The organism is Nonomuraea sp. H19 (assembly GCF_052068215.1).
Classification (GTDB): domain Bacteria; phylum Actinomycetota; class Actinomycetes; order Streptosporangiales; family Streptosporangiaceae; genus Nonomuraea.
Genome location: NZ_JBQHCV010000012.1, coordinates 165,399 through 184,116 on the forward strand (window position 1 = coordinate 165,399; position 18,718 = coordinate 184,116).

General features: G+C 70.2%; 16 protein-coding genes and 1 pseudogene. 7 read left to right on the plus strand and 10 right to left on the minus strand.

The features are described 5' to 3' along the window. Positions 1–150: 150 nt before the first annotated feature. Entirely contained in the window at positions 151–1,446 is a 1,296-nt protein-coding gene (locus tag ACTMTI_RS26880; RefSeq protein WP_441123300.1) for a cytochrome P450, read from the plus strand. A gap of 127 nt (positions 1,447–1,573) precedes the next feature. Beyond that, complete coding sequence (locus tag ACTMTI_RS26885) at positions 1,574–2,752, plus strand: hypothetical protein (RefSeq protein WP_441123301.1); 1,179 nt, start codon at positions 1,574–1,576, stop codon at positions 2,750–2,752. On the opposite strand, the gene ACTMTI_RS26890 is transcribed toward ACTMTI_RS26885, so the two are convergent. Further along, positions 2,710–3,741, minus strand: coding sequence for a copper resistance D family protein (locus ACTMTI_RS26890; RefSeq protein WP_441123302.1), 1,032 nt, complete (start codon positions 3,739–3,741; stop codon positions 2,710–2,712). The two genes, ACTMTI_RS26885 and ACTMTI_RS26890, sit on opposite strands and share 43 nt — an antisense overlap. Continuing rightward, entirely contained in the window at positions 3,738–4,388 is a 651-nt protein-coding gene (locus ACTMTI_RS26895; RefSeq protein WP_441123303.1) for a copper resistance CopC family protein, read from the minus strand. The genes ACTMTI_RS26890 and ACTMTI_RS26895 overlap by 4 nt, the downstream gene beginning before the upstream one ends. A gap of 252 nt (positions 4,389–4,640) precedes the next feature. Here ACTMTI_RS26895 and ACTMTI_RS26900 point away from each other — a divergent pair, with 252 nt between their 5' ends. Further along, on the plus strand, positions 4,641–5,237 hold the full coding sequence (locus tag ACTMTI_RS26900; protein ID WP_441123304.1) for a class I SAM-dependent methyltransferase: 597 nt from the start codon (positions 4,641–4,643) through the stop codon (positions 5,235–5,237). A 167-nt stretch (positions 5,238–5,404) separates the two neighbouring features. Here ACTMTI_RS26900 and ACTMTI_RS26905 read toward each other — a convergent pair whose 3' ends face one another. Both ACTMTI_RS26905 and ACTMTI_RS26910 read right to left on the minus strand, forming a co-directional pair. Beyond that, positions 5,405–6,385 (minus strand): AurF N-oxygenase family protein, encoded by a 981-nt coding sequence (locus tag ACTMTI_RS26905; protein ID WP_441123305.1) that lies wholly within the window; start codon positions 6,383–6,385, stop codon positions 5,405–5,407. A gap of 63 nt (positions 6,386–6,448) precedes the next feature. Next, positions 6,449–7,048, minus strand: coding sequence for a TetR/AcrR family transcriptional regulator (locus ACTMTI_RS26910; RefSeq protein ID WP_441123306.1), 600 nt, complete (start codon positions 7,046–7,048; stop codon positions 6,449–6,451). A gap of 311 nt (positions 7,049–7,359) precedes the next feature. On the opposite strand from ACTMTI_RS26910, the gene ACTMTI_RS26915 reads away from it, so the two are divergent. Genes ACTMTI_RS26915 through ACTMTI_RS26925 form a run of 3 tightly spaced genes read left to right on the plus strand, consistent with a single transcriptional unit; the run spans position 7,360 to position 11,036 of the window. Beyond that, positions 7,360–8,526 carry an acyl-CoA dehydrogenase family protein gene (locus ACTMTI_RS26915; RefSeq protein WP_441123307.1) on the plus strand — a complete coding sequence of 389 codons (1,167 nt, stop codon included), beginning with the start codon at positions 7,360–7,362 and terminating at the stop codon, positions 8,524–8,526. After that, entirely contained in the window at positions 8,523–9,545 is a 1,023-nt protein-coding gene (locus tag ACTMTI_RS26920) for an acyl-CoA dehydrogenase family protein (RefSeq protein ID WP_441123308.1), read from the plus strand. Before ACTMTI_RS26915 ends, ACTMTI_RS26920 begins: the two co-directional genes overlap by 4 nt. Continuing rightward, entirely contained in the window at positions 9,546–11,036 is a 1,491-nt protein-coding gene (locus ACTMTI_RS26925) for an AMP-binding protein (RefSeq protein WP_441123309.1), read from the plus strand. A 65-nt stretch (positions 11,037–11,101) separates the two neighbouring features. On the opposite strand, the gene ACTMTI_RS26930 is transcribed toward ACTMTI_RS26925, so the two are convergent. The 5 genes and pseudogenes from ACTMTI_RS26930 to ACTMTI_RS26950 form a co-directional block, all read right to left on the minus strand. Continuing rightward, positions 11,102–12,061, minus strand: coding sequence for a helix-turn-helix transcriptional regulator (locus tag ACTMTI_RS26930; protein ID WP_441123310.1), 960 nt, complete (start codon positions 12,059–12,061; stop codon positions 11,102–11,104). Positions 12,062–12,078: 17 nt separating this feature from the next. Continuing rightward, positions 12,079–12,888 carry an NADP-dependent oxidoreductase gene (locus tag ACTMTI_RS26935; RefSeq protein WP_441123431.1) on the minus strand — a complete coding sequence of 270 codons (810 nt, stop codon included), beginning with the start codon at positions 12,886–12,888 and terminating at the stop codon, positions 12,079–12,081. A gap of 87 nt (positions 12,889–12,975) precedes the next feature. Further along, a pseudogene (locus tag ACTMTI_RS26940) lies at positions 12,976–13,926 on the minus strand (zinc-binding dehydrogenase); the annotation flags it as partial. A 184-nt stretch (positions 13,927–14,110) separates the two neighbouring features. Beyond that, on the minus strand, positions 14,111–15,547 hold the full coding sequence (locus ACTMTI_RS26945; protein ID WP_441123311.1) for an Nramp family divalent metal transporter: 1,437 nt from the start codon (positions 15,545–15,547) through the stop codon (positions 14,111–14,113). 52 nt (positions 15,548–15,599) lie between these two features. Further along, positions 15,600–16,400: a GNAT family N-acetyltransferase gene (locus ACTMTI_RS26950; RefSeq protein WP_441123312.1), complete on the minus strand. Its 801-nt coding sequence runs from the start codon at positions 16,398–16,400 to the stop codon at positions 15,600–15,602. A 607-nt stretch (positions 16,401–17,007) separates the two neighbouring features. Between ACTMTI_RS26950 and ACTMTI_RS26955 the strand changes: the two genes are divergently transcribed. After that, on the plus strand, positions 17,008–17,406 hold the full coding sequence (locus tag ACTMTI_RS26955; protein ID WP_441123313.1) for an SSI family serine proteinase inhibitor: 399 nt from the start codon (positions 17,008–17,010) through the stop codon (positions 17,404–17,406). A gap of 168 nt (positions 17,407–17,574) precedes the next feature. Here the strand turns inward: ACTMTI_RS26955 and ACTMTI_RS26960 are convergent, their stop codons facing one another. After that, positions 17,575–18,603: a dipeptidase gene (locus ACTMTI_RS26960; protein WP_441123314.1), complete on the minus strand. Its 1,029-nt coding sequence runs from the start codon at positions 18,601–18,603 to the stop codon at positions 17,575–17,577. Positions 18,604–18,718 lie beyond the last annotated feature (115 nt).

An 18,718-nucleotide genomic window follows, 5' to 3' on the forward strand; every position in this document is an offset into this window, starting at 1 on the left:
GCCGGGATTGACCGCATGGTGCCCGGTGCCGTTGAGCTGGAGGACTGAGTTTTCCCGAAGAAGATCGCCTCTGGCCGCGTCCGGCGGCTTGCCCGCGGGTAAAGATCGCTGTCGAGAGCGCGACCCCGGTGTATTCGCAAGGAGGCTCAAGTGCTGGTGCATGAGGCAGAGGCGGTCGAGGTGTTCCTGCCGTCCACCTACGCGACAGCGGTGCCGTACGATCTGCTGGCCCGGCTGAGGCGGGACACTCCCGTCTGCTGGGTCCCCGAGCCGGCCATCGGCCCGTGGCGGGAGGGCCCGGGCTATTGGGCGGTCTTCAGGCACGGCGACGTCAAACGGGTCCTGCGCAGCCCCGAGGACTTCTCCTCCCATTTAGGCGCCACCCAGCTCCGCGATTTCGACGCCCCCGACGACCTGGCCTTCGTTCGGGACATGATGGTCAACATGGACTCGCCTGGCCACTCCAGGCTGCGCAGGATCGTGGCGGCGGCCTTCACACCGCGCGCCGTGCGGGCGCTGGAGCGGACGATCGCCGAACGCGCGGCGGCGCTGTTCGCGGAGGGTGAGTGCGACTTCGTGGAGGTGACCGCCGACCTGCCCGTGTGGACGCTGGCCCACGTCCTGGGCTTCCCGGAGCAGGACAGGCGGCTGCTGTACGACTGGGCGTCGCGGGTCATCGGCTACCAGGACGCCGACCACGCGGATCTTTCGACGGCCGACGTCGAGTCCCTCACCCCGATGGGCCGCCGCGCCGTCGCGTTGCGACCAGAGCTCGAGCCCGGGACGAATCCGCGCTCCAGGGCGGCGCTGGCCGACGTGCTGGCCTATGCTCACGACCTCGCCGAGAACCCCGTCGACGACGAATCCCTCATGTCCGCCATGACGAAGGGGGGCCTGACCCAGACCGAGTTCGAGAACATGTTCATCCTCTTCGCCGTCGCAGGCAACGAGACCGTCCGCAACGGCATCCCCGGCGGCCTTCTCGCGCTCCTCCAGCACCCCGCCGAGCTGGACCGCCTGCGCCACGACCCCTCCCTGCTCGACTCCGCGATCGAGGAGATGCTCCGCTTCTGGCCGCCCGTCATGCACTTCCGCCGTACGGCCACCCGCGACCTCACCCTCGGCGGCCGCCCCATCCGCGCGGGCGACAAGGTGGTCGTCTACCACACCTCCGCCAACCGTGACCCGTCCGTCTTCCCCGACCCCGACCGCTTCGACATCGCCCGTACCCCGAACGACCACGTCAGCTTCGGCTTCGGCCCGCACTTCTGCCTCGGCGCCCACCTGGCCCGCGCCCAGATGCGCTCGATCTTCAGGGAACTGCTCGCCTGGGACGTCGACCTGGTGGGCAGCCCCCAACGGCTGACGTCCAACTTCCAGAACGGCCTCAAGCGCCTACCCGTACGACTCGGAAAGCGAAGGCGCAAAGATCCGGTCCGCCTCTAGCGCCGGACCGACGACGGCGCCCGGCCGCGGGCGGGCGCGCCCAGGATTCCCCTCGTGGGCTCGCTGCGAGCCTCAGCCATGAGTGGGCCTCGCGCCGTCCCCACCCAGGTCCGTAAGATTCTCTCCCGTGAAGTCTCCAGCATCGCTCAAAAAGGCCACAGAGTGGGCCTTGCCGTACTGGACCAGAGGCCAGGCCGGACGCGACACGCCGCAAGACCTGTTCAGGGTGCTCTATTTCGGATGGCTGGTGGCGCTCACGCTCAAGCTGCTCGGCTCGGCCTGGGACGTCTCGTGGCACTTCAAGTGGCTGCGCGATGACCTCGCCCCACCCCACCTGCTCAACTCGGCCGGCACCGCCCTCGCCCTCGCCCTGACGATCATCCACGGCTACACCGGGTACGGCGTGGACAAGGCCGCGCTCAGGCTGATCCAGTGGGGCACCGGGATCTTCCTCGTCGCGGTGCCGCTCGACCTGATCAACCACCGCGTCAACGGGCTCGACATCACCTCGTGGAGCCCCTCGCACCTCATGCTCTACATTGGAACGTTCTTCATGATCGCGGGTGTGATCCGCGGCTGGTTCGTGGGAGCGCCGCCCGGCCGGGAGCGCACGGTGGTGCTGGGCGCGTTCTTCGCGTTCTTCCTGGAGAACGTGCATTTCCCTGAGCAACACCAGGAATACGGCATCCTGTCGATCGGCGCCTGGGACAACAAGGCCGTCTACGCGGAGCCGATCCTGCTGCAGTTCGCCGCCGACCAGATGGGCCGGCCGGTGGACCGGACGATGATGACCGGGTTCGCCCTGCCGGTGCCGGACTTCCTCTACCCGGTCTACGCGGTGGTCGCCGGGCTGGCGGTGCTGGTGGTGGCGCGGTTACTGATCGGCAGGTTCGGTGCGGCCACCCTCGTGGCGGCCGCGTACGTGGGCTTCAGGACGCTGATCTGGCCGCTGCTGACCTTCACCGGGTTCCCGCCGTCGGCGGTGCCGTTCTTCCTGGTGGTGGCCGGGTTGATGGTGGACGTCGCGTTCCTGGTGCGGATGCCGGTGGCGCGCGCCGTGCTCGGGGCCGCCGGCGCCACCGCCGTCGCGTACGGCGCGCTGGTCGGGCAGAGCGCGATCATGGGTCAGGTGTACGGCGCGCTCAAGGGCCAGGAAGGGCTGCTGGGCGCGCCTCCGCTGGCGACCTCGTCCGCCATGTGGGCCGGGCTGGGACTGCTGGCCGCCTGGCTGACCGTCGAGTGGATCGCCGGGAAGCGCGGCCTTCACCCGATCGAGGCGCGGGTGATCGCCACCGCCACGCCATAGGCCAGGCCCATCACGGCCACCTCGGCCGCCGCCCACCCCACCAGGGCGGTGGCCCGGCCCTGGCGTACGGCGGGCAGCAGGCGGAAGCGGATGTGCGCGGCCAGCGGCACCAACAGGGCCACCAGCGCCGTCTTGACCACCACCAGCAGCCCGTAGTGGCTGGTCACGATCGCGTCCGGGAGCCGCACGCCGGGGGTCAGCGCCATCGTCCCGAGTCCGTTGATCAGCCCCGACAGGCCCACCAGGAGCAGGCAGACCGTGGCGATCCTGGAAAACTTCGGCAGCGCCACGGCCAGCAGTCCCCGGTGCGGCGCCACGAACACGGCCGTCGCCACCAGCCCGCCCGTCCACGCCGCCGCGCCCATCACGTGGATCTCCATCGAGATCATGATGGGGTCGTGCCAGACCGAGTTGACGGCGTGGCCGGTGACGGGGATGGGCAGCAGCCCGAACAGCGCCACGATCAGCCGCAGCTCGGCCGGCACCTTCTCGCCGAACCGCACCGCCATCAGCCCGATGCCCGCCGCCGCCAGCGCGCACGCCGCGCTGAACAGCAGCCCCTGACCCGTGCCGACATTTCCGACATACTCGGCGATCATCCCGAATGTCGGCACGCTGCCGGGGTTCAGCTCGGCCGTCTGGAACACGATGGTCAGCAACGCGCAGATCGCCCACGCCCAGGCGGCCAGTACGGCCAGCGGCCGCACCCGCAGCATGACCGGCTCCGTCCGCTCCGGGTCGTCGAACCCGAGCAGCTTGGGCAGCAGGCTCAGCCCGACCACGGCGACGGCCGCCACGTCGAGCAGCACCCGCACGACCGGCAGGCCGACCGACACCATCGGTCCGGGCATGGGGATGCCGGGCACGGACTCCTGGGCGGTGAGGGAGCTCGCGGCCACGGCCGAGACGACCGCGCACACCCCGAACGCGCCGGCCACGAGCCGCCCGCCGACCCGCTGCCGGGCCAGGGAAGGAGCACTGACGCTCACGCGCCCGCCCCCTCGCCCCGCACCACCGGCCGTTGCGCGGAACTTTCGGCGGCCTCGCCCGGAACCGCGGTTCCGGCCGTCATGTCGGCCGGAGCCGCCGTCCCCGCCGCGCCGGGTCCTGTGGTGCCGGAGCGCCGGAGGGCTACGGCCGTGCCGGCCGCCAGCACGAGCAGGGCGCCCACGATCCACACCACGGCCATCCCGGCCCCGCCGTTCGCCGCAGCCTCCGCGGCGTCCGCGCTCTCGCCCGGAACCGCGGGTCCGGAGGCGACCCCGGCGGCGTCCTCGGACAGACGGAAGGTGATCTTGCCGGTGATCGGGTGCCCGTCGGCCGACAGGATCCGGTACCCCACCACGTACGAGCTCCCCGCCTTCAGCGGCTTGACCTTCACCGACACCTTCTCGGCGGAGACCACGGCCGCCCCGTCGGCCCACGCGGACCCGTCCGCCCCCGTCACGCCCACCTGTGCGTACCCCTGCCGCACCGTCTGGTCGAACACCAGCGTCACCCGTTCCGGCGAGGCCCCCAGCACGGCCCCGTCCGCGGGATCGCTGCCGATCAGGACGTTGTGCGCCTGAGCCGGAAGAGGCGGGCCGATCCCCACCGCGGCGCAGGCGAGCAGCAGGATGGTCAATAGCCGCCTCAAAGCTCCAAGCCTTCCGTAGAATCTGTCCCGAACCTGTATATGGTCCCACCCGTCACCCGCTCCCCGGACTGAAGGCCGGGACCTGCCCCGCCGGCACCGGGCGGGCCGGAGTGACCAGACCCGGCAACCTCCACATGGGGAGGTGACCTTGGTGGCTACGTTGGACACACGTCAGCAGACGAAACGGGGCGCGGACGCCTTCGGGCAGCGGAGTGCCCGACATGGGGGCCGGAGCATCCACGGGACGGTCCGATGACCGACCTGTTCGGCGGCGCGGCGCCCTACTACGCCCAATACCGGCCCGGCTACGGCGATGCGGCCATAGACCACCTGGCCACGACGTTCGGCCGGGACAGCAGGGTGCTGGACCTCGGCTGCGGCCCCGGCACGGTGGCGATCCCGCTGGCGCGGCGGATCCGCGCGGTCACGGCCGTCGATCCGGACGAGGAGATGCTGGCCGAAGGCAGGCGTCTGGCGGCGGGAACGCCGAACATCCGCTGGCTCCGGGGCGACTCCACGATGCTGCGCGAGTTGCCGGCGTTCGACCACATCGTCATGGCAGGTCGTTTCACTGGATGGACCGCCGTGCGGTGCTGGCCGAACTGGCCGAGCTGCTCCCGCCGGACGGCGTCGTGGCGCTCATCGGCCCCGGGCGCGAGGTCCACAAGGAGCCCTGGGAGCCGGTGGCGCGGCGGGTGCGCGAGGAGTTCGGCGCCAACACTCTCACGGCCACCGACTCCTTCCAGGCCACCGGCGAGCACCACCACGACGTGCTGGCCACCTCGCCGTTCTCCGACCTGCACTCGACCATGTACGAGCAGCGCCTGGCCTACGACGTCGACGCCGTGATCGGCCTGCAGTTGTCCTACTCCTACACCGCGCCCGCCCGGCTCGGGGACCGTCTGACGGCGTTCACCGAGGCGGTGCGGAAGGCGCTGCTGGCGAGCAACCCCTCAGGCAGGAAGGTGGGAGGACGTCACGGTGACCGAGGTCCTGATCGCCAGGCGCCCGGCGAGCTAGCCCCAGATTCCCATGACCTGCCAGATCCGCCGGGTGAGCGGGTTGACCAGCCCCAGCTCGGCGCACAACGCGCGCGTCTTGCCGACCGAGTCGCGGATCTCCTGCTTGGCGGCCGGATCGCGCACGTAGATCTCGGCGACCACGTTCGGCGGGATCTTGAAGCGCCTGATCATCGGTCCGGGCGGCGCCAGCATGATGCGGGCCATCACGCCGAGGATGACCGGCGAGAGGACGCCCAGCAGGAACCGCCGGTACGCGGGCATCCGCGGCACCCGGTCACGCAGGTAGTGGCGGGCGAACGAGATGTGCCTGGCCTCCTCCGCGATGTGGATGCGCATGATCGTCTCTTCCAGCGGGTGGTGGGCCCGGCCGTCCTTCAGCACCTTGCGCTGCACGTGATCGATCGGGTCCTCGCCGCCCAGGACGAACACGAAGAACAGCTCAGTCGAGATCAGCGGGATCCACGGCGCCACCTGCGCGATCATCGACAGCGGCCGCGGCATGCCGCGGATCGGCAGGCGGGTACGGTTCACGAACTCCTGGAACATCATCCCGTGATGCCCCTCTTCGATGGTCTCGTGGTAGACGTACCGGAACTCCGGTGACCCGTTCGGCAGCCGGTAGGCGTAGTTGAGCAGGCCGCGCTTGAGCAGGTTCTCGAACTGCAGCCCGATCTTCATGGCGGTGGCCACCCGCCACAGCCCGATCGCCGCGCGCACTTCGGAGGACCGGCTGCGGTACCACGGATGGCCGCCCAGCCGGTCTACTTCGGGCAGCTCCCAGCGCGGATCGATCGGGTTCACGCGGAACTCCGGGTCGTCCCACGGGATGTCCCGGTACGGCTCCCAGTGCTTGTCGACCGACGCCTTCGAGAGGCGTTCGATGACGGCTTCGTAGGCGCTGCGACCGGCGACCTGCTCGTCGCGTTCCCTGGCGGTGATGGAGCTTTCCCTGATGGAGTCAGGTGCGGGTGTCATCGCGTGCACTCCTCTCCTCCCGAGCTATTGTATGAACTGTCAATAGCTCGGGAAGAGCGGGAATCACAGCTTTTCGACCGGCACCGCCAGCTCGTTCGCCGCCGCCGTACGGATGAGCTCGTTGACCCGGCGCCGCGACAGCGCCTTCGGGTGCACGTGCGTCTGGATGGCCAGCCCGTCGATGAGCGCGAAGATCCGCCATGCCGTCGCGTCGGGGTCGTCGCACTTGAACTCGCCGCACTCGATCCCGGCCTCGATGATCTCGCGCATCAGCAGCCGGCACTGCGTGCCGAGGCGCCGCGCGAGAGTCTCCAGCTCCGGTACGCGCATGGCTTCGGCCCACGCGTCGATCCACAGCCGCCAGCCCTCGCTGGGGATCGACGGCGAGCAGAGCTTGAGCAGGGTGCGCAGCCGATCCAAGGGCGGGCTCGGGGAGCGTTCGATGTCGTCGAGCGCGTCCCGATGGAGCCGGGCCACATAGGCGAAGGCCTGCGCGAACAGCTGCTCCTTGGTCTCGAAGTGGTAGAAGAGCAGTGCCTGGCTGACGCCCGCGGCTCGGGCGATGTCGATGGTTCTGGTGTGGCCGAACCCCTGCTCCGCGATCACCTCGCAGGCCGTCTTCAGTAGATCCTCACGCCTTAATCGGCTGAAACCAGATGTCACTGCGGGTAACTCTCTAACTCATGGAAGCCGACCGGCTGCCGGGAACTTCCAGTGCGGCCGGGCCGCTCCGCTCACGGGCAGTCATGTTGATCATGATAGCGGCCTGACCTCTGTGCGCTCTCGTGTCGGGGGCGAAAACCTTTTAGTACCCACTAACCAGTCCTTTATCACTGGCATCCACAAGACGAATCGTGCGCCGGGCTCGAAATCCTCGACCGTGGGGCTCCGCGCCCTCGGGGGTGTCGGCGGTGCTCTATGCGTGCTGCGGTCGCCTTATTAGAGTAAGTGAGCACTGATGCCGAGGAGACGACGTGAACCTTGCTGACTACCGGCGTGCCGCGAGGGCCTGGCTCCGGGACAACGCTCCTTCAGCCGACTCACCCGACGCGGGCGGGGTCACCCATGCCAAAAGCTTCATGGCCAAGCTCTACGACGCCGGATATTCCGGCATCACCTGGCCGAAGCGGTGGGGCGGCCAGGGGCTGACCGAGGCGGAGGAGCGCGCGTTCGCCGCCGAGGCCCGCGACTTCACGCTTCCCACGTACGTCTTCTCCATCGGCCTCGGCATGACCGGCCCGACCATTCTCGACCGCGGCACCGACGCCCAGCGCGAGCGCTTCATCAGGCCACTCCTGCGCGGCGAGGAGATCTGGTGCCAGCTGTTCTCCGAGCCCGGCGCGGGCAGCGACGTGGCCGGCCTGCAGACCAGAGCGGTACGCGACGGCGACACCTGGATCGTCAACGGCCAGAAGGTGTGGACGTCGGTCGCCCACTACGCCGACTGGGGCCTGCTGCTCACGCGCACGAACGTGGACGTGCCCAAGCACAAGGGCCTGACCATGTTCGTGATCGACATGCACCACCCGGGCGTGACGGTCAGGCCGCTCAAGGACATGACCGGCCGGGCCAACTTCAACGAGGTCTTCTTCGACAACGTGCCGATCCCCGACGAGCACCGTGTGGGCGAGGTCGACGACGGCTGGAGCGTGGCCGTCACGACGCTGCTGCACGAGCGGCTGTCGATCTCGGCAGGCGTCGGCATGGGCGGGTCGAAGGACCACCCCGCGTCCCTGGCGGCGCTGCGCCAGTCGGTCGACACCAGCGATCCGCTGGTCCGCGACCAGCTCGTCGAGCTGTACATCCGCAGCCGCGCGCTCGCGCTGTTCAACCAGCGCCTGGCCCAGGAGACCGAGGCCGGGGTCTTCCCCGGCGCCCGGGGCGGCGCGGCCAAGCTGCTGCTGGCCGAGCTGACGCTGTTCCAGGCGGACCTGGCCACGCAGCTCGTCGGCCCGGAGTCGGTGCTGGCCGACCATCCGCTCGCGCAGGCGATCTCCCTGGCCCCTGGCTACGCGCTGGGCGGCGGCACCAATGAGATCATGCGCAACATCGTGGGTGAGCGGGTGCTCGGCCTGCCGCCCGAGCCCCGGGTGGACAAGACCGTGCCGTTCAAGGACCTGAAGGTGGGGACGCAGGGGTGAAGCTCGTACTCAGCCAGGAACAACAGCAGCTTCGCGAGTCCGTACGCGCCTTCCTGCGCACGGCCTCGCCGCTCCCCAAGGTCCGCCACGGCTACGACCCCCAGGTGTACGCGAGGCTCAACGGCGAGCTGGGCCTGTCCGGCCTGATCGTCCCCGAGGAGTACGGCGGCGCCGGCGCGGGCCTGGCCGAGCTGGCCGTCGCGCTGGAGGAGACCGGCGCGGTCCTGCTGCCGGGACCTTTCCTCGCGACCACGTTCGCCACGATCGCCCTCACCATGGTCCCCGACAAGGAGCTGCTGACCGCCATCGCCGAAGGCCGGATCGCGGCCACGCTCGCCCAAGACGAGCTCGCCCATGACGGCGTGGCCGTGCGCGGGACGATCGGGCGGGTGCTCAGCGGCATGGAGGCCGACGTGCTGGTGGCGCCCGCGCGGACCGGCGACGGCATGGTCATGGTCGCCGTCGAGCTGTCCGCGCCCGGCGTCACCAGGACCGCGCTGGAGACGCTCGACATCACGCGCGGCCAGGCGCGGGTGGTCCTGGACGGGGCGCCGTGCCGGGTGCTGGGGCCGCCGCCGGAGCGCGGGATCGGTGACCGGCTGTGCGTGGCGCTGGCGGCCGAGCAGCTCGGCGTGATGCGGGCGGCATTGGAGGCCATCGTCGCCTACGCCAAGATCCGCGTGGCTTTCGGCCGCTATATCGGCTCTTATCAGGGCGTCAAGCACAAGCTGGCCGACATGCACTGCAAGCTCGAACAGGCCGAGTCCATCGTCAGATACGCGGCCTGGGCCGCCGACGAGTCGCCCGGCGAACTGCCGGAAGCCGCCGCGCTCGCCCAGGCGTACGCCGGCCGCGCCTGCTTCGAGGTGGCCCGCGACCACCTGCTGCTGTATGGCGGCATCGGCTACACCTGGGAGCACGACGCCCACCTGTTCTACAAGAGGGCCAAGGCCGACGAGGTGCTGCTTGGCCCGCCCAGAATCCACCGCACCCGCCTCGCACACCTGCTGGAGCTGTAAATGGAGCCCGGTTTCTACGCCATCGCCGCCGCTGACCCGGATCGCCTGGCGGTGATCGACGCGGACGGCACCGAGACCACGTACGGGGCGCTGCTGGCCCGCGTCAACCAGGTCTCGCACGGGCTCAGAGCCCGCGGGCTGACCACCGGCGACGTGGTGGCGGGCATGCTGCCCAACGGGATCGACGCGATCGTCATGCTCCTCGCGACGGGCCAGATCGGTCTCTACTACGTGCCGATCAACTGGCATCTGACCGCCTCCGAGGTGGCGTACATCCTGGCCGACTGCGACGCCAAGGTCGTCGTCGCCGGACCGGGCTACGCCGTGCCCGGCGCGGAGACCGGGACGGACGGGCTGGCCGCGGGGCAGCCCGCGGACGCGCCCGGCGAGCGCACGTCGGGGGCGGTCATGTGGTACACCTCCGGCACCACCGGCTTCCCCAAGGGCGTGCAGCGGCCGCTGCCCGGGGCCGCGCCCGAGGCGATCCTGCCGTTGTACGCGTGGTTCCTCGGCGAGGTCGTCGACCTCACGCCGGGCGACGCCGTCCACCTGGTGACCTCGCCGATGTACCACTCGGCGCCGTGCGCGCACACCCAGTTCGCGCTGCACCTCGGGCACACCGTGGTGATCGCGCCCAAGTTCGAGCCGCTGACCATCCTGGAGCTCGTCGAGCGGCACCGGGTGTCCAACGCGATGATGGTGCCGACCATGTTCCATCGCATGTTGCAGCTGCCCGAGGAGGTCAGGGACAAGTTCGACGTCTCCAGCCTGCGCCAGGTCATCCACACCGGCGCCGCCTGCCCCGTCGCGGTCAAGCGGCAGATCATGGACTGGTGGGGGCCGGTGCTGTACGAGTACTACGGCTCTACCGAGTCGGCGATCGCCTTCGCGGTCAAGCCGCACGAGTGGCTGGCCAGGCCGGGCACCGTGGGCCGCCCCGCGCCCGCGTTCGAGGCCAAGATCGTCGATGAGGACGGCAACGAGCTGCCGCCCGGCGAGCCCGGCCTGATCTACGTCAAGTCCGGCCTCGGCACGTTCGAATACCGCAAGGACCCGGAGAAGACGGCCGCCAGCATGCTGGGGGAGTGGTACACGCCGGGCGACATCGGCTATCTGGACGCGGACGGCTACCTGTTCCTGTGCGACCGGCGTACCGACCTGATCGTCTCCGGCGGGGTGAACATCTACCCGGCCGAGATCGAGGCAGCCCTGCTCGAACATCCAGCGGTGGCGGACGTGGCCGTGATCGGGGTGCCCGACGAGGAGTGGGGGCACAACGTGGTCGCCCTCGTGCAGCCGGCCGAGGGGGTTGAGCCGGGTCCCGCGCTCACCGCCGAGCTGCTCGAACACTGCGGCCCTCGCATCGCCAGGTTCAAGCATCCGAAGGCGATCGAATACCGCCCGCGCCTGCCGCGCACCCCCACGGGCAAACTGTCGCGCTCCAGCGTGCGCGCCGGCTACCTCGCGGAGAACGCCGGCTCCTCGCTGTAACGCCGCTCTTCACCCAGGTGGAAGCGGGTCGGAGTGGCCGCCGTCCAGGCAGCCGTCGAGCTCGTCTATTGGCCCGTCACGGCCCGCCGGTAGCGTTCGGACAGCCGCAGCACCTGCTCGGCCAGCTCCGGCGGATCGAGCACCTCGAAGTCCACGCCGATGAACCCGATCCACAAGGCCATCCCGTTCAGGTCGTCGCCGCCCAGCTTGAGCAGGCAGGTCGCCTCGTCGACCGGCTCCACTTCCAGCCCGGGCGGCAGCGCGGCCATCCGGTCGGCCGGAGCGTGCAGCAGCACCGTGGCCCGGTAGCGCCACGTCGCCGTGTTGACGCCCTTCTCCACGTACGCCGCCACGTCGCCGCCCTCCGGCAGCTCGCGAGGGGTGAACCGGGGCCCGGCCGGCGTGCGCGGACGTACCCGGTCCACCCGGAAGGTCCGCCAGTCGCGCCGCTCGACGTCGTACCCCACCAGATACCAGCGGCCGCGCCGGTGCACCAGGCGGTGCGGCTCCACGTTGCGCACCGTCGTCTCGCCCTCGTGGCCGGTGTAGTCGAAGCGGAGCCGCTCGTGGTCGCGGGCCGCGTTCGCGATCGTGGTCAGCACCTGGGGGGCCACCACCGCGGCGGCCGGGCCGGGGATCTGCACGGTGTAGGTGTTCAGCGCGTTCACCCTGCGGCGCAGCCGGGACGGCAGCACCTGCTCCAGCTTGGCCAGGGCGCGTACCGACGTCTCCTCGATGCCCTCCACGCCGCCGCCCGCCGCCCTGCCCAGCCCCACCGCGACCGCCACGGCCTCCTCGTCGTCGAGCAGCAGCGGCGGCAACGCGGCCCCCGCGCCCAGCCGGTAGCCGCCCGCGACACCCGGCGTGGCGTGCACCGGATAGCCGAGCGAGCGCAGCCGCTCGATGTCGTTGCGGATCGTCCTGGTCGAGACCCCGAGCCGCGCGGACAGCTCCGGGCCTGACCACTCCTTGTGGGCTTGGAGGAGGGACAGCAGCTTGAGCAGGCGGGCAGAGGTTTCCAGCATGCGAACCAGTCTGCCTGCTATCGCGGCAAGAGAGCTTCCGTGTTGACCACGAGCTTGCCCAGGTAATGCCCGTCCTCGCTGCGCCGATGCGCGTCCGCGAGCCGCTCCAGGGGGAAGACCTCCGCGACCGGCACCCGTACGTCTCCCGCCGGCGGAATGGGCCCGCCACCGGACGAGAACCGCACCCCCAGCCGGGCCGCGCCGGCCGGGTCGGCAATGGAGATCACCTTGGCCGGGTCGCCGGTGAGCTTGACCGACAGCTCCAGCTCGCCCCTGCCCGAGGCGTCCAGCACCCGGTCGATCGGCTGGGTGAGGCGCTCTTCCAGCCCCTCGCCGTAGGCGACCGGGTGGATGCCGAGGGCGCGGAGGCGGTCGTGGTGGCGTTCGCCGGCCGTGCCGATGACCTCGGCCCCGCGCTCGATGGCGAGCTGCGCGGCGGCCAGGCCGACGGCGCCCGCGACCGCGTGGATCAGCAGCGTGTGCCCCTTCTCCAGCCCGAGCTCGCGCAGTGTACGGCCGGCCGTCTCCAGCGCGACGGGCAGCGCGGCGGCCTCCTCGTAGGAGAGGGAATCCGGCTTGGGCCTCAGCCTGGTCGCGTCGGCGATCGCGTGCGTGGCCATCGCGCCGGTCGCGACCTGGCCGAACACCGGCTGTCCGAGCCGCCATCCGCCGACGCCGGGGCCGAGCGCGTCGATCGTGCCGGCCAGCTCCATCCCGGTGCCCTGCGGGCCGTCCGGCTCGGCGCTCCTGCGGATCTTCCAGTCGAGCGGATTCACCCCGGCCGCCCTCACCGCGACCCGCACCTGGCCGGGCCCCGGCTGGGGCATCGGGATCTCCTCCAGTTCCAGCACCTCCGGGCCGCCGCCGGTCCGGTAGCGTACGGCCTGCGCGGTGACCAGCAGGAGCGCCTTGCCGACCAGCTCACGCGCGGCCAGCGCGGCATGGGCCTCCGAGGCCCGCTCCAGAGGCACGGCCAGCCCGACGACGGTCGTCAGCCGGTCCGCCGCCGCCTCCCGCAGGGTCCGCTCGGCCAGCAGCCTGAACTCGGCCGGGGCGAACTGGACCTGCTCCATGCCGATCAGCCGTACGCCCCCGCGCTCAGCCTCCACCGGATCCACCTGGGCAGTCGAGCCACTGGGCACTCCGTACGCGAAGAACTTCCCGCCCGGCCTGACCAGCTGGAACGCCGCCGTGCCGACATCCCCGCCGACCCCGTCGAACACCACGTCGAAGACGCCGCCGGGCCGCCCATCCCGCGTGTCCGCGGCGGTACCGGACGCCACCTGCGAGTAGTCGATCCCTTCCGCCGCGCCTGCTTCGAGGGCGGCCTGCCGCTTCGCCGCGCCGTGCGCCGCGGCCGTGACCAGGGCTCCTGCGGCCCGCGCCAGCCGCACGAGCGCCAGCCCCAGCGCCCCGCCGGCTCCCGTGACCAGCACCCGCGCCCCAGGCTCCAGCTCAGCCGCCTCCACCAGGCTCAGTGCCGCCGGACCCACCTGCACCAGCGCCGCCGCCCGCCACGAAGGCACCTCGTCGGGCACCACGACCATGGTCTCCACGTCGGCGGCGACCCGCTCGGCGTACCCGCCTCCGGGGACCAGCGCGGCCACCCGGCGTCCCACCCACGCGGCATCGACCCCCTCGCCCACCGACAGCACCCGCCCGGCCACCCCGGTCCCCGGCACGAACGGCGGCCGGCTCGGGAACCACTCCTGCCCCCACCCGGCGCGCAACTGGGCGTCGAGCGACATGACGTCGACCACCGACACGCCGATCACCACCTGCCCGGGACCCGCGACGGGATCCGGCGCCGCACCGGTCTGCAACACCTCGGGCCCACCGAACCGCGTTACTTCGACAACTCTCATGGGACCGAGTCTGCAACCTTAAGTTCGGTTGAGGTCAAATCCGGCCGTACGCCCCCCTCGTGCGGCCGGAGCCGCCCGCCGGGCGCGTCGCGGGCGCGAAGCCCGACGACCGAAAAGGGCGATTCCCAGCGTGTGGGAACCGCCCTTTGGTGTCCGATGCGGTGGTGAGGTCAGATCGCCGTCCTCACGACCCGCCGAACAGCTTCTGCGCCTGCTGGAACAAGGTCAGGACCGTCAGCGAGCCGAAGAACGCCACCGACCAGATCAGCGCCCCCAGCCGGTAGGAGCGCACCTTGATGGCGTCGGGCAGCGCCCGCCGGTTCAGGATGATCAGCAGGATCGAGTACACGAACATCATCACGGCCGCGAAGCTCGCCGAGAACACCAGCAGGATGAGCGGCTGGTCGAAGCCCAGCAGCAGGATCCCGATCCCGACCAGCGCCATCGCCCAGACGGTGAAGAAGTAGATCCGGTTCACCGAGATCGGCTTGTCCCGCAGGTAAACCGTCTTGATCGTGTCGGAGGCCAGCCGCGAGGTGTAGTCGACGATGCCCATGGCCGAGGCGAACAGGGCCAGCGCCCCGATCAGCCAGAACAGCACCCCGAACCACGGGCCGACGATGCTCTGCAGCGCATCGCCCTCCACCTTCAGGAAGCTGATGCTGTTGGCCAGCCCTTCCTTGCCGAAGACGGTGGAGTAGGCCAGCATCGACATCAGGGCGATCGTCACGAATGACACCAGCCCGAACGTCCACGCCTGCTCGATGTTGGCGAAGCGCCACCACTGCCGCCAGCGCGCCAGGTTCTCCTTGGTGGGCGCGAACTGGAACCCGGTCGACGCGGCCGCCTCCTCCTGCCCGGTCACCGGGCTGACCAGGCGCGGCACGTACACGCCCATGCCGAAGCCCTTGTCGCGGATCCAGTTGCTCTGGCACAGGTTCTGGCCGCCGCCCGCGCCTGCGTACGCGATGGCGCCCATCAGCACCGCGAACTCCAGCGGCGGCGCCGGGAACCGGGCCCCGACGCTCAGGCCCTTGCCCAGCTCGGCCCAGCTCTCGGCATTGATCGCGAACAGGATGGCGACCACGATCAGCGTCGCCACCAGGGCGATCTTCACGAAGATCACCCGTTCCAGCATCGTGTAGATCACCGGCGCCATCGTCAGCCCGAGCGCGATGATGACGAGCATGCCGATGGCGATCCACCGCACGCTGCTCGCGTCCGACCCGGTCAGGTACGTCACCAGGGTCGCTGAGCTGGTGACCCAGCCGGGCCACAGGTTCGAAAGGAGCGCCATCAGCACGAAGACGAGGCCCCAGTGCCGCCACATCCTGCTGAACCCGGTCAGCGCGGTCTCGCCGGTGGCCAGCGTGTAGCGCTCGATCTCCATGTTGAGGAACCACTGGGTGATGATCCCGATCGCGGCTCCCCAGATGAAGATGAGCCCGACCTGGGAAGCTATGTACGGCCAGAGGATGAATTCGCCGGACGCCAGCCCGACCCCGGCACCGACCAGGCCGGGGCCGATGACGCGCCACTTCGAGGTGGGGGGATCGGGTAGGTCGCGGACGGTGACGGATGGTAGGACGCGCGCAGGAACGGTGGGGATGAACTCCGCCATGCGGTCTCCTTGTTCGGCTTACCTGACCGCCACATTACAGAGAGTGGAAACGTTAGTGGAATAGCTCCTTAACCATCACTATGTACTCTCCGCGCTCCGTAAAGCCCGCCACTCGCCCGCCCGCGCTCATCAGCCCGCCGAGCACGGTCCGCATGATCTTCCGCCATGCCTTCGCCGCCGCCGGATCCCTCGCCCGCAACTTCTCGATGTCCGGTGGCGTCCCCACGCGCACCACATCCCCCAGCGTCCCTCTGACGACGGGCCGCTCGCCTTCGGACTCCAGCAAGACGGGGTACGCCTCGGGCGGGGACGGGACCGGGCGGGCGGTCAGGGCCTCCTCCGGAGCCACCGGCCACACCGCCAGCAGCCGATCGGAGGCGTCCCCCTCGTTGATCGCATCCGCCATCTGCCCGTAGAAGTCCTCCAGGTACGCCTCCGGCCTGGCGCCCAGCTTGACCAGGTTGAACCAGGCGTTCCTGCGTACGAGCGGATCGAACGTCCAGGTGATCTTCTCCAGCTCCCGTTCCCGGCACCAGGCCCGCTGGTGCAGCTTCAGCGCGTACCCGATGCCCCGCCCCATGACGGCCCCGGTCACGTGCGAGTGCAACGACCGCCCGGCGGCCAGGAACCCGACGGACGCGCCGACCAGCGTGTCCCCTTCGTAGGCGCCGGCCACGTAGTTGCCCGTGTGCGCGAACCCGATCATCAACTCGACGGTCACGGGCGGGTTGCCCGGATCCGGGTGCCAGATGTCGTCGAAGAGCCGGTAGACCTGCCGGAACTCGTCGATCTCCCGCAACTCCCTGATCACCACACCGGCCTTGGCCGCCGCCTCCTCGCTCTGACTGTTCATCCGCCTATTGACGCATGCCTTTCGCCCCACCGCCCAGGCGCCCCACCAGACGCCTACGACGTCCCGCATCCTGGCCCCCTGATCACCGCACCCGCTGCCCTCGCACATGCCCCCGGTACGACCCCGCCCACGCCCCCGAACCCCACACCCGCCCCCCACACCCCCTCGTGCCCGCCCCCCACACCCCCTCGTGCCCGCCCCTCGTGCCCGCCCCTCGTGCCCGCCCCACGGGGTCGTGCGGTGCGCCTCGTGCCGCGCGTGCCGCCGTCCGCTCCGGTCGTGCGCCGTGTGATGTGCCTCGTGCCGTGTGACGTGCCTCGTGCGCTGCGTGCCGGTGCGCACTGCGCCTCGCGGCCGGCACACTCCCTCGCGCACGCGCCGCCGGTCGAGAACCCGTCGCAAGCCCTGGACCGTGCGCTCGAGGTGCCAGTCGCGCATCCTTCACCTGTGTCGGCCGAACGCGCTCACCGGCATGAATAGCAGCACGTGTGCGAGCCACAACTCTGAAGTCGCCACGCCACGCATAGTTGTAGATCGATTACTGACTGTAGTTATCTAGGGAGGTGTGTCGTCCCACGCCGGGACGCCCATTGACCGGGAGGTTCCCATGACGTTCATGCTGACCGCCGCTCGCAGGATGGTCTCGCTCGGACTGTGCACCGCGGCGATCCTGACCGTGCCGTTGGGGACGTCCCCTGCCGGAGCCGTCACCGCGGGTGTGGACCTGTACATCACCGTCACCTCCTCTGAAGGCTCCGCGTACTCCACGCGCCTCACCTGTGACCCGGACAGAGGGGCGCACTCGCAGCCGGTGGCGGCGTGTGACGCGCTGCGGCAGGTTGACGGGCGGATATCAGATCTCGACGTCGATCCGGGTCCGTGCCCGTTGGTCTATGCGCCGGTCCAGGTCAGCGTGCACGGCCACTGGTACGGGCAGCGGGTGGCTCACTACGAGGAATTCTCCAACAGTTGCGCGATGGAGAGGAAGCTCGGCCCGGTCGTCTAGTGGGCCGTGCGTTCGCGGGGCCGGCCGGCCCGATCGGGCGGCACGCCGATGGACGCGTTCGAAAGCCGCCCGCGATGCCTGTTCGTGCTATCGCGGGCGCGTGCCCCGTGCGCAGGTCGTCGTAGACGGCATCGGCCTGTGCCGCGCTCCGCCGGGCGGGAGGTCCGATCATGCCAGCAGCTCTCCGAAGAACCTGTGCACGTTGCCTCCGATGATCTTCATGACGTCCTTCTCCGGCAGGCCGCGACCGAGCAGGCCCTCGGTGACCGTGGGGAGACCCGACGGCCCCTCCAGTCCTGGGATCGCGGCTCTGGGGTCCACGCCCCTCGGGTTGACGCCCTCGCAGCATGGTGGCGTCAGGTCGGTCATGACCTCGCGGATGAAGTCGGGGCCGAGACCGACGTGGTCGATGCCGGCGACCCCCACGATGTGCTCGATGTGGTCGAGCAGCCGGTCGAGCGTCACGTCCTCCTCGCGGTCGGTGAGGAAGGGCGCGAAGAAGTTGACGCAGATCACCCCGCCGGTGGCGGCCACGCCGCGTAGCTGGTCGTCGGTGAGGTTGCGGTGGTGGTCACGCAGCGCGCGGGCGGAGGAGTGGGTGGCCATGACAGGTTTGGTGGCCAGCTCCAGCACGTGCGTGACACCGGAGGCGCCCAGATGGGAGACGTCGAAGACGATGCCGAGCCGCTCCATCTCCGCCAGCGCGGCGATGCCGTGGGAGGTGAGCCCGCTGCCCGTGGCGTCCTCGCCGCTGCCGTCGGCCAACTGCGTGCGGCCGAAGTGCGCGATGGACGCCACGCGTACGCCAAGTCGGTGGACGGTCGAGATCAGCTCGACGTTCGTGTCGATGCCCGGCATGCTCTCCAGCGCGATCAGCAACGCGATCTTGCCGTCCTGGAGCGCTCTGTCGATCTCGGTCGCGTCCAGACAGATCCGCACGTGGTCGGCGTTGCCCTCAGCGAGCACGTACGCACATTCGATCATGCGCAACGTCTGCCGCAGCGCGCCCTCCGGCAGGTGCTGATTGTCGATGAAGACCGGCAGCACCTGTAGATCGACCCCGCCCGAGAGGAGCTGGGGCAGCCATCGCTCGCGGAAGAACGAGGCCCACTGCTGTGGCGGCCGGGCGGAGACGGCCATCAGCAGATCATTGTGCGTGTCGGCCACGAGTGCGCGTTGGTGCAGGTCAATCGTCATGCTTGGACGCTATCGCGAGGGCCTGAGCTGCTCAAATGCCCCCTGGGTCCGATCTTTTGGATCATCCGTACGACCCCGGTTCGATCCACTTGGCACCCCGTCCAACCCCGAGGCG

Coding starts and splice junctions, on each gene's coding strand:
- ACTMTI_RS26900 (WP_441123304.1), top strand. CDS start 4,641: ATGACCGACCTGTTCGGCGGCGCGGCGCCCTACTACGCCCAATACCGG.
- ACTMTI_RS26905 (WP_441123305.1), bottom strand. CDS start 6,385: ATGACACCCGCACCTGACTCCATCAGGGAAAGCTCCATCACCGCCAGG.
- ACTMTI_RS26925 (WP_441123309.1), top strand. CDS start 9,546: ATGGAGCCCGGTTTCTACGCCATCGCCGCCGCTGACCCGGATCGCCTG.
- ACTMTI_RS26930 (WP_441123310.1), bottom strand. CDS start 12,061: ATGCTGGAAACCTCTGCCCGCCTGCTCAAGCTGCTGTCCCTCCTCCAA.
- ACTMTI_RS26935 (WP_441123431.1), bottom strand. CDS start 12,888: ATGCCCCAGCCGGGGCCCGGCCAGGTGCGGGTCGCGGTGAGGGCGGCC.
- ACTMTI_RS26945 (WP_441123311.1), bottom strand. CDS start 15,547: ATGGCGGAGTTCATCCCCACCGTTCCTGCGCGCGTCCTACCATCCGTC.
- ACTMTI_RS26950 (WP_441123312.1), bottom strand. CDS start 16,400: ATGAACAGTCAGAGCGAGGAGGCGGCGGCCAAGGCCGGTGTGGTGATC.
- ACTMTI_RS26955 (WP_441123313.1), top strand. CDS start 17,008: ATGACGTTCATGCTGACCGCCGCTCGCAGGATGGTCTCGCTCGGACTG.
- ACTMTI_RS26960 (WP_441123314.1), bottom strand. CDS start 18,603: ATGACGATTGACCTGCACCAACGCGCACTCGTGGCCGACACGCACAAT.